Source organism: Terrabacter sp. FW104-15G4B, assembly GCF_058790095.1.
Genome location: NZ_JBYTCI010000026.1, coordinates 25,779 through 42,394 on the forward strand (window position 1 = coordinate 25,779; position 16,616 = coordinate 42,394).

At 72.4% G+C, this 16,616-nt stretch carries 11 protein-coding genes; 6 read left to right on the forward strand and 5 right to left on the reverse strand.

Translation table 11 applies throughout. From position 1 onward, the window contains the following. Nucleotides 1-14: 14 nt before the first annotated feature. The gene (locus AC3WRT_RS16870; protein WP_492723971.1) at nucleotides 15-3,356 is read left to right on the forward strand and encodes a TM0106 family RecB-like putative nuclease; all 3,342 of its coding nucleotides are present in this window, start codon (nucleotides 15-17) and stop codon (nucleotides 3,354-3,356) included. Nucleotides 3,357-3,435: 79 nt separating this feature from the next. Here AC3WRT_RS16870 and AC3WRT_RS16875 read toward each other — a convergent pair whose 3' ends face one another. Together AC3WRT_RS16875 and AC3WRT_RS16880 are read right to left on the reverse strand one after the other, a co-directional pair. Then, on the reverse strand, nucleotides 3,436-3,915 hold the full coding sequence (locus AC3WRT_RS16875) for a hypothetical protein (protein ID WP_492723973.1): 480 nt from the start codon (nucleotides 3,913-3,915) through the stop codon (nucleotides 3,436-3,438). A 74-nt stretch (nucleotides 3,916-3,989) separates the two neighbouring features. Beyond that, nucleotides 3,990-5,435, reverse strand: a complete 1,446-nt coding sequence (locus tag AC3WRT_RS16880; protein ID WP_492723975.1) for an ADP-ribosylglycohydrolase family protein — start codon at nucleotides 5,433-5,435, stop codon at nucleotides 3,990-3,992. A 118-nt stretch (nucleotides 5,436-5,553) separates the two neighbouring features. Here AC3WRT_RS16880 and AC3WRT_RS16885 point away from each other — a divergent pair, with 118 nt between their 5' ends. The 3 genes from AC3WRT_RS16885 to AC3WRT_RS16895 are packed head-to-tail and all read left to right on the forward strand — an operon-like array spanning nucleotide 5,554 to nucleotide 7,657. Then, complete coding sequence (locus tag AC3WRT_RS16885; RefSeq protein WP_492723977.1) at nucleotides 5,554-5,916, forward strand: hypothetical protein; 363 nt, start codon at nucleotides 5,554-5,556, stop codon at nucleotides 5,914-5,916. Next, nucleotides 5,909-6,400: a hypothetical protein gene (locus AC3WRT_RS16890; RefSeq protein ID WP_492723979.1), complete on the forward strand. Its 492-nt coding sequence runs from the start codon at nucleotides 5,909-5,911 to the stop codon at nucleotides 6,398-6,400. Before AC3WRT_RS16885 ends, AC3WRT_RS16890 begins: the two co-directional genes overlap by 8 nt. A 24-nt stretch (nucleotides 6,401-6,424) precedes the next feature. Next, nucleotides 6,425-7,657, forward strand: coding sequence for a lipid II:glycine glycyltransferase FemX (locus AC3WRT_RS16895; protein ID WP_492723981.1), 1,233 nt, complete (start codon nucleotides 6,425-6,427; stop codon nucleotides 7,655-7,657). Nucleotides 7,658-7,664: 7 nt separating this feature from the next. Here the strand turns inward: AC3WRT_RS16895 and AC3WRT_RS16900 are convergent, their stop codons facing one another. Continuing rightward, nucleotides 7,665-8,438: a hypothetical protein gene (locus AC3WRT_RS16900; RefSeq protein WP_492723983.1), complete on the reverse strand. Its 774-nt coding sequence runs from the start codon at nucleotides 8,436-8,438 to the stop codon at nucleotides 7,665-7,667. 195 nt (nucleotides 8,439-8,633) lie between these two features. On the opposite strand from AC3WRT_RS16900, the gene hrpA reads away from it, so the two are divergent. Together hrpA and AC3WRT_RS16910 are read left to right on the forward strand one after the other, a co-directional pair. Further along, nucleotides 8,634-12,566: an ATP-dependent RNA helicase HrpA gene (hrpA, locus tag AC3WRT_RS16905; protein ID WP_492723985.1), complete on the forward strand. Its 3,933-nt coding sequence runs from the start codon at nucleotides 8,634-8,636 to the stop codon at nucleotides 12,564-12,566. 96 nt (nucleotides 12,567-12,662) lie between these two features. Beyond that, nucleotides 12,663-13,583: a PAC2 family protein gene (locus AC3WRT_RS16910; protein WP_492723987.1), complete on the forward strand. Its 921-nt coding sequence runs from the start codon at nucleotides 12,663-12,665 to the stop codon at nucleotides 13,581-13,583. A 15-nt stretch (nucleotides 13,584-13,598) separates the two neighbouring features. Here AC3WRT_RS16910 and AC3WRT_RS16915 read toward each other — a convergent pair whose 3' ends face one another. Both AC3WRT_RS16915 and AC3WRT_RS16920 read right to left on the reverse strand, forming a co-directional pair. Continuing rightward, a complete protein-coding gene (locus AC3WRT_RS16915; protein ID WP_492723989.1) occupies nucleotides 13,599-15,356 on the reverse strand; it encodes a DNA polymerase in 1,758 nt (585 codons plus the stop codon). After that, nucleotides 15,349-16,515 carry a MalY/PatB family protein gene (locus AC3WRT_RS16920; protein WP_492723991.1) on the reverse strand — a complete coding sequence of 389 codons (1,167 nt, stop codon included), beginning with the start codon at nucleotides 16,513-16,515 and terminating at the stop codon, nucleotides 15,349-15,351. The genes AC3WRT_RS16915 and AC3WRT_RS16920 overlap by 8 nt, the downstream gene beginning before the upstream one ends. Between the last annotated feature and the right edge of the window lie 101 nt (nucleotides 16,516-16,616).

Below are 16,616 nucleotides of genomic sequence, written 5' to 3' on the forward strand. Positions count from 1 at the left end.
GCATACTCGCACCCATGCAGCGCATCGACGGCCACCTGGTCCTGAGCCCCACGGACCTCACCAAGCACGTCGCGTGCGCGCACATCACCACGCTCGACCTGGAGGCCCTCGACGCCCGCGACGGCGGCCGTGGCAGCAGGGCGAGCGGCGCCGACGACTCGCTCAACCTCGTCTTCGCCAAGGGCCTCGAGCACGAGAAGGACTTCCTCGAGCGTCTTCTGGCCGAGGGCCGGGTCGTCGAGGACATCGCAGCCCTCGGGCTTCGCGGGGTCGAGGCCGAGGCGGCGACGGTCGAGGCCATGCGCCGCGGCGTCGACGTCGTCTACCAGGCGAGCTTCTACGACGGCCACTGGGTGGGTCTGGCCGACTTCCTGCTGCGCGTCGACGAGCCGAGCGACTTCGGCCCGTGGCGCTACGACATCGCGGACACCAAGCTGGCCCGCCGGCTCAAGGTGCCGGCGCTGCTCCAGATGGCCACGTATGCCGCTCGCCTCGAGGTGCTGCAGGGCGTGCCCCCGCAGTGGCTCACCGTCGTCACCGGCGACACCGAGGCGCACCCGTGGCGGCTCGTCGACGTCGCTCCCTACGCGCGCCGTCGACGCGCCGAGCTGCTCGACGCCATCGCGAACCCCCGCAGGACCGAGTCGGCGCGGGTGCAGCACTGCGGCCAGTGCCGCTGGAAGGAGAGGTGCGCGCAGGAGTGGCTGGACCGTGACGACCTCATCCAGGTCGCCGGCATGCGCGCTGACCACCGGGCTGCCCTCATCGACCTCGGCATCCCGACGCTGCGCTCGCTGGCCGGGTCGAGCGAGGAGCAGCTCGCCCCCGCCCTGTCGGTCGCGACCCGCCGGCGCCTGCTCCAGCAGGCGCGGCTCCAGCTGGCCGAGCGCGAGTCCGGTGAGGCGCAGTACGAGCTGCTCGACCCGGAGCCGGCCCGGGGCCTACAGCTGCTGCCCGAGCCCGACGAGGGCGACGTCTACCTCGACTTCGAGGGCGACCCGTGGGCCGAGGGCGGCGCGGGCCGCGAGTACCTCGCTGGAATCTGGACGCGGCAGGGGCAGTTCGTCGAGTTCTGGGCCCACGACTTCACCGAGGAGGGGCGCCTCACGACCGACCTGCTCGACTGGCTCACCGAGCGGTGGCGGCAGTTCCCCGACATGCACGTCTACCACTACGCCCCCTACGAGACGACCGCCCTCAAGCGCCTCGTCGGTCAGCACGCGACCCGCGAGGCCGAGCTCGACCAGCTGCTCCGCCACGAGGTCTTCGTCGACCTCTACGCCGTCGTGCGGCAGGGGGTGCGCATCAGCAAGGGCTCCTACTCCATCAAGAAGCTCGAGGAGTTCTACTGGGGCCACGCGCGTTCGGCCGACGGTGCAGGCGTCGCCGACGGGCTCTCGTCCGTCGTCGAGTACGAACGATGGCTCGCCGGATGCGACGAGGGCGCGGCGGACCAGGTGATCCTCGATGACATCCGCCGCTACAACGAGGAGGACGTCCGGTCCACCCTCGCCCTGCACGAGTGGCTCGAGGAGCGCCGCCACGAGCTCGCCCTGGCAGGCCACGCGCTGAGCCGCCCGGTGCCCGAGCAGCTTCGAGAGATCGGCGACGAGGAGCGCGCCGAGATCGAACTCGCCGAGCGGCTCGTCGAAGGCGGCCACGATCTGCTCGCCGGCCTCGTCGGCTGGCACCGGCGTGAGAAGCGCCCGGAGTGGTGGGACTTCTTCCGCTACAAGGAGCTCGAGACCGCCGAGCTCGTCGAGGACGGCACCGCCATCGGTGACCTGGGGGAGCCCGAGGAGATGCGGGTGGTCAAGCGCTCCAAGGTCTGGCGATACCCGTTCCCGCCGCAGGACTGCAAGGTCGCAATCGGCAAGTACGTCCCCGACGTCGACACCCACGCGCCCGTCGGCAAGGTCGTCGACCTCGACTCCGTCGACGGCTGGGTCGAGCTGTCGATGAACAAGACCCTCGAGCCGCCGCGGCCGCGCGGACTCGGCGGGCCCGGCCCAGTCATGGACCAGGTCCTGCGAGCCAGCATCGCCCGCACCGCCGAGCTGGCCCTCGCCCGTGGTGGCAACCTCGCGACCCGCCTTGTCGGCGGCGTCGTGCCGGATAGGCAGCTGCTCGCCCCGCGTGCCGGCGAGACCGCGAAGGACGTCGTCGTCCGGGTCGGTCGCGCCCTGGCCGGCGAGGTGCTGGCGGTCCAGGGTCCTCCCGGCACGGGCAAGACGTATGCCGGCTCGGCCCTCATCCGTGAGCTGCTCGACGCCGGGCTGCGGGTGGGCGTCACCGCCCAGTCGCACGCCGTCGTGCTCAACCTCCTGGACGAGGTGCGGCGGCCCGCCTGGCACAAGGACGGCACCAACGCCGAAGAGGGCGACGAGCCCGACGACCCCAACGCCCTGATCCGACACACCTCCGACAACGGGGCGATTGCCGCGGCCCTCGCGTGTGGCGACGCGACGCTCGTCGGCGGCACTGCGTGGCTGTGGTCGCGCGACGACATGGTCGGCTCCGTCGATGTGCTCGTCATCGACGAGGCCGGCCAGTTCTCGCTCGCCAATGCCGTCGCCGTGGCGCCGGCCGCCCGGTCCGTCGTGCTGCTCGGCGACCCCCAGCAGCTGACCCAGCCCACCAAGGCGGTGCATCCCTACGGTTCCGGGCTCTCGGCCCTCGACCACCTGAGGGCCGGCGCTGACGGCTTGGTCCACGACGTCATCCCAGCGGACCGTGGCGTCTTCCTCGACCGCACCCACCGCATGCACCCGAGCCTGACGGCGTTCGTCTCGCAGCTCGCCTACGAGGGTCGCCTGGAGTCCGCACCCGGTCGCCAGCGGCTGTCCGTCGATGCGCCGGGTGCCCTGTCCGGCGACGGGCTGCGCTGGGTTCCGGTCGAGCACGAGGTCTTCTGCGACCAGGCCAGCCGGCAGGAGGCCCGCGTGGTGCGCGGCCTCGTCGACGATCTGCTTCGCGGTAGCTGGACCACGGCCGAAGGCGACTCACGACCCCTGGGCCTGGCCGACATCCTCGTCGTGGCCCCCTACAACGCACACGCGGCGACCCTGCGCGCCGAGCTGCCCGACGGGGCCCGCATCGGCACCGTCGACAAGTTCCAGGGCCAGCAGGGCGCGGTGGTCATCTACTCGATGGCGAGCACAACGGCGGCGCTCGCTCCCCGCGGCGTCTCGTTCCTCTATGACCTGCACCGGCTCAACGTCGCCGTCTCCCGCGCGAAGGCGATGGCCGTCATCGTCGGCAGTCCGCTGCTGACCGATGCCGAGGTGCACACGCCCGAGGAGCTGCGCGCCGTCAACGCGCTGTGCCGCTTCGTCGACGAGGCCAAGGCGGTCTGACGGCCCAGCAGCCACGAGCCGGGAGTCACAGGCCGGGAGTCACGAGCCGGGCATCGGCAGGGTCTCGGAGGGCGCGGAGTCAGCGGCCACGGGTGCCAGGCTGGTGGGGGAGGGTGGCCAGGTCCGCCTCGACGACCGCGCGGTCCTCGGCGTCCGTCACGCTGGCGCAGGCCTCGCGCGCCTCCGCCTCGAGACGTTCGGCGGCGTCGAAGTCCCCGCCGACGGCTGCGGCACGGGCCGAGGCCTCCAGGGCGGCGGCGAGATCCCAGTCGGCCACGTCACCGGCGCGGGCGATCGCGACGTAACGGGCGGCGTGGTGAGCTGCCGTGTCAGCCTGCCCCAGGACCGCGTGCACCCGCGAGCACAGCCAGTGACCCCGGCCGACGTTCTCGGCGCGGACCCCCTCGACCTGCCCCCAGTGGTAGAAGGACGCGTGGGCCCGGGCGACCATCGCATCGTCGTCCTCGGCCGTACGGTCGTCCCTGTCGAGCAGCTCCCACGTCGCGTTGTAGAGGTCCACGCCGAGACGCCGGTGGTCGGGCTCGCTCACGTCGGTCACGACGCGAACCTAGCGCGCAGCAGGTCCGACGCGGTAGAGCCGGTGGCCCGGGTCAGGGGCGAGGAGAGGGAGGGTCAGGCGCCGTGCGCGGCTACCTCCCAGAGACGTCCCTCACCGCGGATGCCGGGCAGCGCCGCCTGGATCGAGCGCTCGGCCAGCTCCGGTGCGACACCGAGGTCGACGGCATACCGGAGGGCGACGGCGGGCGTGCGCTGGACGCCGTGACGGCAGTGGACCAGAACCCGCTTGCCCTCCGCGCGGAACTGCCGCAGCGCCGACGACGCGTCGTCGAGGATGAAGTCGAGATGGGGGTTCGACTCCTCCTGCTCCTCGTCGTTGATCCAGAACTCGATGTGGTCGCGGGCCGTCATACCGGTGGCCGGGATGTCGTCGAGCCCGAGGGCGCAGAGCGAGACGATCGCCTGCACGTCGAGCTCGCGCACCCGCCCGAGGTCGGAGATGGTGCCGAGGACGATGTCGGGGTCGATGGGGTGCGGGATGCCCAAGGTGTCGATGTCCGCGTCACCCATGGACCTCACCGAGGGCCACTCGCCCTGCCGGCGCCCACGCTCCGACGTCGAGACGGCAAGCTCGACGAGGTCGTGGGCGCGAAGTCCCGGCCAGCCGTGGACCATGCGGCGCCACTGGGTGGGCACGGCTGATGCGCCGTACCGCGCCCCGAGCAGGGATCCGGCGATGGCCGCGACGGTGTCGGTGTCGTGGCCGGCCCGCACCGCGGCCTGCAGCCCGCGCTGCAGGTGCATGGCCGAGCCGTCCCCGCGGTCCGTTGTGGTGATGGCGGCCCACGCGTCCTGCAGGGCGGTCACCGTGAATCCGTTGTCCCCGAAGCGGCCCGGCTCGGAGCCCGTCGCGGCCTCGATCCAGTCGCGCCACCGGTCGATGTGGGCGGCGGTGACGAGGTCGAGCCCTGCGGCAAGGTCCAGACGACCCTCCGTGACGGCGACCCGGATCGCCTCGGACCACAACACCGCCGAGTCACCGGCAAGCGAATCGGCGTGGGTGAGCTGGGCGATGGCCCGGGCGGCGCGCGCCGTGGCGTGGCGGTCGTCGAGGGCCGAGAGGCCGACGATGGAGGTGCGCATGAGGGCGCCGTTGCCGGCCGTGAGGCCGGTGCGCGCGTGCAGCTCCTCGCTCGCCCCGGCCAGGCGCTCATGGGATGTGCCCTCGAGCCGGGCCGCCCGCGCTAGCACCTCGCGGGTCTGCACCCCGACGTCGGAGGCGCCGCCCTCGAACCACGCCGTGAAGGCCTCGGCGACCGCGTCGAGGCCGTCGGGGGAGGCAAGGTCGACGCCCTGAGCGGCGACCCGGGCGATGCACAGCGTCATCTGGGTGTCATCGCTCCACTCCCCGGGCTCGTAGGGGCCGAGCCCGCCGCCCTTCATGACGGCCTCGCCGACGGGCGGCGCCGCCATCTCGTAGGGCACCCCGAGCGCGTCGCCGCACGCCTCCCCGAGCAGGACCCCGGCCGCGCGGTCGACGGCGATGGGGCGGATCGACACGGCTGCTCCTCGGGACACGGGTGATGGTTCGGAGAGAAGGTACCGCCCGGCGCAGGGCGCGACTGCGCCTGGTCCAACCCTCGACGCCGTGTCTGCACCGACGTCGTAGGCTGCTCGCGTGCTCCAACCCCTGACCGTCGTGCTGCTCGTCGCGAGCGGCGTGCTCGGGCTGCTGGCGGCCCACCACCTCATCCGGGGCCGGCTCGTGGACGACCCCCTCTTGCTCGTCGGCGCCGCGCTCGAGGTGGCGCTGCTCGTGCAGCTCGTCGTGGGCCTGGCCAAGGCGTCCGCGATCGGCGACGGCGCCGAGCGCGCCACCTTCATCGCGTACCTCTTCACGGTGCTGGTCGTCGTGCCCGCCACCATCGTCATCGCCATCAAGGAGAAGACGCAGTGGGCCATGGCCATCGTGCTCGGCGGCGCCCTCGTCGTCGCCATCCTCGTCGCCCGCCTGCAGCAGGTCTGGAGCCTCAATGTCTGAGCAGACACCCACGCCCGGCGAGCCCGACCCCGGGCTCGTGACAGCGGGCCCCGAGGCGCCGCACACCGGGCACGGCTTCGGCCGGGTGCTCGTGGCGGTCTACGGCCTGCTCGCGCTCGCGGCAACCGGCCGCTCCGTCCTGCAGATCAGCGAGTACTTCCACCGGGCGCCGGTCTCCTACGTCCTGTCGGCGCTCGCCGCCGTCATCTACATCGTCGCGACCGTGGGGCTGGCCCGCGGCGACCGTGCCTCGGTGCGTCTGGCGACCATCGCTCTCTCGGTCGAGCTGATCGGCGTGCTGATCGTCGGCGTCGTGTCGTATGCCGTGCCCTCCGCCTTCCCCGACAAGACGGTGTGGTCCCACTTCGGCTCCGGCTACGGCTACGTGCCGCTGCTGCTGCCCGTGCTCGGGCTGTGGTGGATCCGCCGGACCCGTCGCGCCGCAGCGGCCTCCGGGGCGCAGGCGGCCACGTCAGCTCACTGACCCGGCGCCGATAGGGTGGCCGCCATGACCGAGCAGACCTCTGCCCCTGCGTCGACGGGCCAAGCGCCGGCGACGCCCGTCGGCCCACTCACGGTGCGTGAGATCAGCGCCGACGAGGCCGTCGAGACGCTTCTCGAGCTCGGCGGGAGCTTCCTGCAGACCCCCGCCTGGGGCCGGGCCAAGGCGGGATGGCGCCGCACCCACCTCGGCTGGTTCGACGGCAACGGCCGACGGGTAGGCGCCGGACTGGTGCTCTCGCGCACCATCCCGCGCCTGTCCCGCTCGTACGCGTACCTGCCCGAGGGGCCGGCTCTGCCCTGGGACGTCGTCGCGACCGACGCAGCCCGCTGGGTCGACCCCCTGGTCGCCTGGGCCAAGGGCACCAAGGCGTTCGCGCTGCGTCTGGGCTTTCCTGTCGTCTCCCGCATCTGGGACCGCGACGCGGTCAAGAAGCAGGTCGTCGAGAACGGCCTGCTCAGCTTCACCAGCCTTCCCGCGGCCGTCGACAACCCCACGGCCCGCAGCCTCGAGTCGTGGCTCGACCGCAACCACTGGCTCCCGCTGGGAGCCGACGGCGTGGCGGTGGGCCAGCCGCGCCTGCTCTGCATCGTCGACCTGCGGGGCCGCACGGAGGCCGAGCTGCTCAAGGGCATGAACCAGCAGTGGCGCCGCAACGTCAAGAAGGCCGAGAAGGCCGGCGTGCAGGTGCGCGCCGTGGGACCGGAGGGGCTCGACACCTTCCATGAGCTCTACGTCGAGTCGGCCCAGCGCGACAACTTCCTGCCCCGGCCCAAGGGGTACTTCGACGTCATGGCCCGCTCCTTCGCCTCGGACGACCAGGCGGTCCAGGCGCGCTTCTACGAGGCCCACGTGGATGGCGACGTGCTCGCCTCGGCGCTCATGATCCGCTTCGGCCGCACGTTCTCCTACCTCTACGGCGGCTCGACCGAGCGCAACCGGGACGCCCGGGCCTCCAACGCCCTGCAGTGGCAGGCCATGCGTGACGCGGCAGCCGCCGGCTGCGAGGCCTACGACTTCCGCGGCTTCAACACCTCGCTCGGCGCCACCAGCCCCCTCACCGGTCTGTTGCTCTTCAAGCTGGGGGCCGGCGCGGACGTCGTCGAGATGGTGGGGGAGCGCGAGCTGGTGATCAGCCGGTTCTGGCACCTCGCCTTCCAGAAGGCGATGGCTGCGCGAATCGCGATCAACAAGCGGCGCAAGGCCGCTCGCGCCAACCCCGACGACGCCGACATCTGAGGGAGGTTCACATCGCGGGCGTGCACGTCACGGTGCTGGACGAGGTGTCGATGGCCACGAGCTTGTCGCCCGCGTAGACCCTGCACTGCAGCGTTCCCGCACCGCGCATGAGGGCCGCCGAGACGGACAGGTTCGACGGATGCGAGTCGACGTGCAGCTCGAACGAGTAGGGCAGCGTCCCTTCGTAGAAGTCCAAGGGGGCGAGACCCGCCGTCGTGTCGACGGTGGCCTGGAGCGGCGAGCCCTCGCCGCGACCGGGCGAGGCCACGAGCTCGACGCGAAGCGAGCGGGTCTGCGCGGGCACCGGTTCGACCCTCGGTGACCCGGTCAGGAGCGGGCCCACAGGGGTGGCGCCGGCGACCTTCTCCGCCCACACTCCTCGGACGGAGTCCGCCGGGAGCCCGTCACCCGTGCCGGGGTTGAAACCGGCGCAGTCGTAGATGATCGGTCCTGCATCGGCGTCGACGTACGAGCAGTCCTGGGACAGGGGTTCGTCCGAGCCGTGGCTGGCGATCCCGAGCAGCAGCGGGGGTAAGAGGAGCGCCAGCAACCAGGCGGGCGCCTTTCGGCGCGGGGCCGGGCGCGTCGGCGGGGTCGAGAGGATGGAGGGCGCTGCGCGGGGCGACCAGGCTCCGGGGCCGGCAGCGGGCCGAGCCCAGGCCTCGGCAGGCAGGGACGGCAATGCCGGCTGGCTCGGTTCGGGGGAGTCGTCCGGGAAGGCGACGTGGCGGTCCTGCTGCGGGTCCGGGAGCGCCGGACGGCTGCGGTCTGGGTCGAACACAAGTGCCTCGCTCAGGGACCCGGGCTGGGCGGTTGCACGGCGGACGACGGGTCGGTCGACGGCTGGCTGGCCACGGCAATCCCCTGGTTGTGGTGACGGTGGGCCCATCCAACCACCCGTCCGCCGTCGGGGAGCGGAGGCCGCCCGGTCGGATATCGGTTCGGAGCGTCCGCGCAACCCGCCTATCCTGTCGGAATGCCCGACGAGTCCGCGAACGCTCCTGCGCGCTCGCGGGCACCGCGTCGCCGGGGACCGCGGCGTCCCCAGATGGGCGATCGGGCGCCCGTCTCCCAGCACCAGCAGGCCCGGCGCGCGGCCCGGGCCGCCACGGTCCCGCCGATCACCTACCCCGAGCACCTGCCGGTGGTCGACCGGCGCGACGACATCGCCGCGGCGATCCGGGACCACCAGGTCGTCGTCATCGCCGGCGAGACAGGCTCGGGCAAGACGACCCAGATCCCGAAGATCTGTCTCGAGCTGGGCCGGGGGATCGACGGCCTCATCGGCCACACGCAGCCGCGCCGCATCGCCGCCCGCGCCGTCGCCGAGCGGCTCTCGGAGGAGCTGGGGGTCGAGCTGGGCACCGCCGTCGGCTACCAGGTGCGTTTCACCGACCAGAGCAGTCGCGACACCCTCGTCAAGGTCATGACCGACGGCATCCTGCTCGCCGAGATGCAGCGCGACCGCGACCTGCGTCGCTACGACACGATCATTCTCGACGAGGCGCACGAGCGAAGCCTGAACATCGACTTCATCCTCGGCTACCTCAAGCAGCTCCTGCCGCGCCGGCCCGACCTCAAGGTCGTCATCACGTCCGCGACCATCGACCCGCAGCGCTTCGCCGAGCACTTCGCCGACCCGGCCACTGGCGTGCCCGCACCGGTGATCGAGGTGTCGGGTCGCACCTTCCCCGTCGAAATCCGCTACCGCCCACTCATCGACCCCGACCGCCCGGAGGCCGAGGAGCGCGACATGGTGACGGGGGTCTGCGACGCCGTCGAGGAGCTCTGGACCGAACGCCACTCCGGCACCAGCTCCGACATCCTCGTCTTCTTCTCCGGCGAGCGGGAGATCCGCGACGCCGCCGACGCCCTGAACGGGTTGAAGCTGCCTGTCACCGAGGTCGTCCCGCTCTACGGGCGCCTGTCCGCGGCCGAGCAGCACCGGGTCTTCGCGCCGCACACCGGCCGGCGGATCGTCCTGGCCACCAACGTCGCCGAGACCTCGCTCACCGTCCCGGGCATCCGCTACGTCATCGACACCGGTACCGCGCGCATCAGCCGCTACAGCCAGCGCACCAAGGTCCAGCGCCTCCCCATCGAGCCGATCAGCCAGGCTTCGGCCAACCAGCGGTCTGGCCGCTGCGGGCGTGTCGCCGACGGCATCGCGATCCGCCTCTACTCCGAGGACGACTACGACAGCCGCCCGGAGTTCACCGACCCGGAGATCCTGCGCACCAACCTTGCCTCCGTCATCCTGCAGATGACGAGCCTGGGGCTCGGTGACATCGCCCGCTTCCCGTTCGTCGACCCGCCCGACAGCCGGCAGATCACCGACGGTGTCCGCCTCCTCGAAGAGTTGCAGGCCTTCGCCCCAGAGGACGACGAACCCGCCCACGCCCGAGGGAGGCGTCGCCCGGGACGTCGCCTGACGGCATACGGCCGCACCATCGCGACGCTACCCATCGACCCCCGCCACGCCCGCATGGTCATCGAGGCGGACAAGCGTGGTGTGCTGCGCGAGGTCCTCGTCATCGTCTCGGCGCTGTCGATCCAGGACCCGCGCGAGCGGCCGCAGGACAAGCAGGAGCTCGCCAACGCCTCGCACAAGCGCTTCGCTGACGAGACGAGCGACTTCGTCACGTGGCTCAACCTCTGGGCCTACCTCAAGGAGCAGCTGCGCGAGCTGAGCAGCAGCGCCTTCCGGCGGATGTGCAAGGCGGAGTTCCTGCACTACCTGCGGATCCGCGAGTGGCAGGACCTCCACAGCCAGGTCAAGCAGGCCGCCAAGCAGGCCGGGCTGGACGTGAGTCGTGGCACCGCCCAGGTCGGGGAGGGCGAGATCGACGCCGACGCCATCCACCAGTCCTTGCTCGCCGGGCTGCTCTCGCACGTCGGTGTCCGCGACGAGCAGAAGCGGGAGTATGCCGGCGCGCGCGGCACGCGGTTCGGCATCGGTCCGGGGTCCGCGCTCTTCCGCAAGCAACCCCAGTTCGTCATGGCCGAGGAGCTCGTCGAGACCAGCCGCCTGTGGGCTCGGGTCAACGCCCGCATCGACCCCATCTGGGCCGAGCAGCTCGGCGAGCACCTCGTGAAGCGCCAGTACTCGGAGCCGCGCTGGTCGGGCAGGCGGGGCTCTGCCGTCGCCACGGAGCGCGTCACGCTCTACGGCGTGCCGCTCGTCGTGGGGCGCGTCGTGGGGCTGGGCCGGATCGATCCCGAGCTGGCCCGCGACCTCTTCATCCGGCACGCCCTCGTCGAGGGCGACTGGCACACCGATCACGCGTTCCTGCGCGACAACGCGGCCCTGGTGGAGCGCCTCGGGGAGCTGGAGGCGCGCACGCGTCGCAGGGACATCGTCGTCGACGACAGCACGCTGATCGCCTTCTACGACAAGCGGATCCCTGCCGACGTCGTGTCAGGGCGCCACTTCGACACGTGGTGGAAGACGGCTCGTCGCCAGACGCCTGACCTGCTGACCTTCACCGAGGAGCTGCTGTTGCGCGAAAGTGCGGGCAGCATCGCCGACGAGGACCACCCGACGACGTGGGTCCAGGGCGAGAACGTCCTGCCGGTGACCTACCAGTTCGAACCCGGGTCGGCCCAGGACGGTGTCACGGTCCACATCCCCGTCGACCGGCTCAACCAGGTGACCCCGGGGGGTTTCGACTGGCAGGTGCCGGGCTTCCGTGAGGAGCTCGTCACCGCGCTGATCCGCAGCCTGCCCAAAGGGATCCGTCGAAACCTCGTACCGGCCCCCGACCACGCACGCGCCGTGCTGCCCGAGCTCGACCCGACGTCCGGCCCGCTGCTCGTCGGGCTCGCGACGGCGCTACGCCGCCGCGCCGGCGTGGCCGTCACGCCAACGGACTTCGACGTCGAGCGCGTCCCGCCGCACCTGAGCGTCACCTTCAGCGTCGACGGCCCCGACGGGCGCCCGGTCGCGACCGGCAAGGATCTCGAGGCGGTGCGCGACACGGCGACCCCGCAGCTGCGCCGCCAAGTCAGCCGCGCCGGCTCGGGGGTCGAACGCACCGGACTGACGAGCTTCCCCAACGCAGACGTGCCCGAGACGTTCGAGAGCTCGAGCGGCATCCAGGGCTTCCCCGCCCTCGTCGACACCGGCTCGGCGGTAGACCTTCGGGTTCTGCCCACCCGCGCCGAGGCCGAGGCCGAGCACCGGCTGGGGGTGCGCCGGCTGCTGCTGCTCGGCATCTCGCCGCCGTGGAAGCAGATCCTGTCGCGGCTCACGAACACCCAGAAGCTGGCCCTGGGACACAACCCGCACGGCAGCGTGCCGGCCCTGCTCGACGACTGCCTGGCCGCTGCCGTCGATGCCATCCGCGACGACGCCGTGACCGACCGCACCGACCATGCGGTGCGCACCCGCGAGGACTTCGAGTGGGCCCTGTCCGCCGTGCGGACGCACACGACGGCCAAGGTGGTGCAGGTCGTCGGGCTCGTCGAGCCGATCCTCGCCAAGCACCTGGGGTTGACCAACCGGCTCGCCGAGCTCGACCGGTCGAGCAGCCCCGCGATCCGGCCGTTGCTCGCCGACGTCCGCGCCCAGCTGCGCGAGCTCGTACGCCCCGGGTTCGTCGCCGACACCGGCCTGGGGCGCCTGCCCGACCTCGACCGCTACCTGCGCGCCGTCGCGCACCGGCTCGACAAGGCGCCGGCCAACCTCCCGCGCGACGCACAGGCCCTCGAGCAGGTCGACCTCGTCGAGGGCCGCTACGCCGACCTGCTCGACTCGCTGCGGCCCGCCCAGCGTGGCGCGGCCGAGGTCGTCGAGATCGGCTGGATGATCGAGGAGCTGCGGGTCTCGCTCTTCGCGCAGACGGTCGGGACGGCATACAGCGTCTCCCCGCAACGCATCCTCAAGGCCATCGCCAAGGTGGCCACCTGACCCCTGGCCTGCTCGCCGCCGCGGGGAATCATGAAACGCAGCGAGGCGTTGCACCAGAGCACCCGTGTGCATCCCGTACGACGAAAGGCCAGACCCGTGCAGGACCCGACCGAACTCTTCCAGTTCGAGAGCGACATGTCGCCGAGCCAGCTCGAGCAGCTGCAGGCCTCGGTCCTCGTCGTCGCCCTCGGAGGCTTCATCGACGCCGGCCACACCCAGCGGCTCATGGCCGACCACCTGCTCGCCACCCATGAGTCGCGCGTCATCGCCTCCTTCGACGTGGACCAGCTTCTCGACTACCGCGGCCGCCGTCCCGTCATGGTCTTCGACCGCGACCACTGGAGCAGCTACGACGACCCCAGCCTGCTGCTCCACCGCGTGATCGACCAGGAGGGGGTGCCCTTCCTGCTCCTCGTCGGCCCCGAGCCCGACTACCAGTGGAACCGCATGGTCGAGGCCACCACGAGGATGATCCGGACCTTCGGCGTCGACCTGACGGTCAGCATCCACGGCATCCCGATGGCGGTGCCGCACACGCGCCCGCTGGGCGTGACCGCCCACGGGACCAACCCCCGCCTCGTCACGGGCAACGACCCCGCCTTCGGCACCGTCCAGGTCCCGGCCAGCTTCTCGTCCCTGCTCGAGCTGCGGCTCGGTGAGGCCGGCCGTGACGCCATCGGCTTCGCCGTGCACGTGCCGCACTACCTCGGGCAGAGCGAGTTCGCCGACGCCGCGGTCGTCGGGCTCGAGCGCGTCCGCGCCGCCACCGGCCTCGACCTCGACCTGCGTGAGCTCGCGGCCACCGCCGGGCTCAACCGCGCCGAGATCGCCCGCCAGATGGAGGACTCCGAGGAGATCACCGCCGTCGTGCGCGCTCTGGAGCAGCAGTACGACACCTTCCTCGAGGGCCGCCAGCAGCGCAGCCTGCTCGCGACGGACCTGTCCGACCTGCCCACCGCCGACGAGATCGGCGCGGAGTTCGAGGCATTCCTCAAGGACGTCTCCGACGAGGAGTGACCGGCCGGGACGAGGTCAGCCCTTGGCCTCGCTCCACCGGCGCACGATCGACGTGTCGGCGACGAAGCGCACCTCGTCGGTGCCCGCCCAGGTGCGGGCCGCGCTCGTCAGCGTCTGTTCCACCGCTGCTGCCGCTGCGGCCGCCTGCTGCTCCGGCACGTGGACGAGCAGCTCGTCGTGGAGGCACAGCACGATCTGGCCGCCCAGCGGGCGCACCGCGTGCCGGACCGTGGCCGCCCACGCCTTGAAGAGCTCCGCCGCGGAGCCCTGGATGATCGCGTTGCGGGCGTAGCGACCGCGGGACCCGTCCGCGCTCGCCGTGGACGGCTCGGCACTGCCGGAGGGCTCCGCGACGCCCCGCTCCGATGCCGGTCCGGGGACCGGCACGGCGCCGAAGCGGATGAGCCGGCCGCCCCACGTGCGCACCGGGCGACGCGCGACGCCGTCGGTGTACGCCCGGTCGAGCAGGCCCATCGCCACGGGGTAGGCGCGCTCGAGGTCCTTGAGTGCCTCTCCGGCAGCGCCCGACCGCTGACCGTACATCGCCGCCAGCACGGCCACCTTCGCACGCGGCCGCTCCGCGCCGAGCTTGGCCGCGACCGGGGCGTAGAGGTCGTCGGCGCGGGTGGCCTCGGCGAACGCCCGGTCGCCGCTGACGACGGCGAGGACGCGTGGCTCGATCTGGCCGAGGTCGGCCCGCACGAAGACATGACCGGGCGCGGCGCAGATGGCCGGGCGGAGGGGAGCGGGGAGGTTGTGCAGGCCGTTCTGGGCCGTCATCCGCCCGGCAGCGCCGTCGCACGCGGTCCAGCCGCCACGTAGGCGGTCATCGGGTCCGACGTGCTCGTCGAGCCAGCGGTAGCCGTACGTCGTCGCGATGCGCTCGTCCTTGCGCCAGCGCAGCAGGGCCTCGACCAGCGGGTGGGTGTGCCGGTAGGGCTCGAGGACCCAGGCGCGCGTGTTGGGCACGTCCACTCCCACCGAGAGGAGCAGGTCGCGCACCTGCCCGGGGTTGCGCAGGTCGGTGCGTTCGCGGCCGGCCGCATGGCGCAGCACTCGAGCGTCCCGCTCGGCCCGGATGCGGGCCGCGTCGGCGTCGTCCCGCGGCCGAGCCCCGGCCGAGGCGGCGATGAGGTCCTCGGCGGCCGGCCGGTCGACGGGCAGCCCGTCGCGTTCGAGCTCGAGGCAGAGCACCGCCGCCGCCGACTCGGACCACACCGTGCGCTCCAGCCTCGCCGTGTGCGCCCCACCGACGCCCGCCAGGGCCAGTTTCTGTGCTGCCTGGCACTCGAGGGCGAGCAGGGCGAGCTCGCGCAGGCGTGAGCTGTCCGTGGCCCACGCGAGGGCGTTCGCGCGCAGGTGCCCCTCCGGCGTCAGGAGGGTGGCGTCCTCACCGGCCGCCACGTCGAAGAGGTCGCCGTCGAAGCCGCTCAGCCGCGGCGAGCGCCGCACCGGGACGGTCGCCTCGTCGAGCCCGCGACACCCCGCCACGACGTGGCCGGGGGTGGCCCACCAGCCGCCGTTGACGATGCGGTGCGCCTCGGCGAGGTCCCAGGTGCGCGACACCTCGACTCCCGCGCCGACGACCCCACGCAGGGTCGACGTCGCGGACCACACCACCCAGCGCGGCCCCAGGCGGGACGTGGTCTCGACGAACCGCTGGGTCACGCCGTCGAGCGGCCACGCCTCGTCGACACCCTGGCCGACGGCATACGCACCCTGCGGACCGAGGACGAGCGCGATGAGGGGCGGGCCGGGAGCGTTGTCAATCAAGGCAGCTCGCGATCCGCTGAATGCCTTCGCGAAGGATCTCGGGGGACGTGGCGAAGTTGAGCCGGGCATGCCCCGCCCCACCGGAGCCGAAGGTCGTGCCGGGGGAGAGCGCGACCCGCGCGCGGCGCAGGATCTCGCGCGCGGGGTCGTCACCGAGGCCGAGACCGCGGAGGTCGAGCCAGGCAAGGTAGGTCGCCTCGGGGACGACGAGCCGGGCGCCGGGGAGGTGCTCGGGAACGAGCTCGGCAAGGAGGCGACGGTTGGTGTCGAGCTCCTCGACGAGGCCGTGCACCCACGCGCGACCGTCGCGGTAGGCGGCCGTCTGGGCGATGACACCGAGGTGGCTCGCCCCGAACGTGACGTACGGGTGCAGCCGGCGCACATCGTCGACGGCGCCGTCGCCGGGCACGATGACCGCTGCCTTGAGACCCGCGAGGTTCCACGCCTTGGAGGCGGAGGTCACGGTGACGCCGCGCTCCGTGCCCGCAACGGTGAGGTAGGGCGTGAACGTGCTGGTGGGCAGCACCAGCGGACCGTGGATCTCGTCGGAGACGACGCGGACGCCGTGCTCTTCCGCGACCCGGGCCAGTGCCTCCAGCTCCGCCGGCGTGTGCACCGTCCCGGTCGGGTTGTGCGGGTTGGACAGCAGGTATGCCGCCCGGCCGCCGCCGGCTGTCGCCGCGGCGAACACCTCGGCGAGACGGTCGAGGTCGAGCCGGTGGTCAGGGCCGAGCGGGGCCTCCACCACCCGTCGCCCGCACGCCCCGACCACGTCGTAGAACGCGTTGTAGACAGGCGGGCTCACGACCACGGGACCGCCCGCGTCGGTGAAGAGCCGCAGCAGGTGCGTCACGCCGGTCAGCACGTCGGCCACCCGCGTCGTCGTGTGCGGGTCGAAGCCCCACCCCCACTCGGCGTCGGCGAACGCAGCGAGCTCCGCGGCATACTCCTGCGTCACGGCGTAGCCGGTGTCGCCACGCGTCACGGCCGCGCTGACGGCGTCGGCGACGGCAGGACATGCCCGGCAGTCCATCTCGGCGATCCACATCGGGATCACGTCGGGGTCGTGGACGCCCCACTTCACCGACGTGCGATCGCGCCGCAGCTGCGCCAGCGGCACGTCGAGGACTGCCGTGGCCGGCCCGCTCGTCTCTCCCATGGGAGCGACCCTACGAGAGGGTGCCGACGCGCACGCGCGCTCCCCGGTGGCGCCGACCGGGTACGAGGACGCCAGTGCCGGACAACCGGCATACGGTGTCG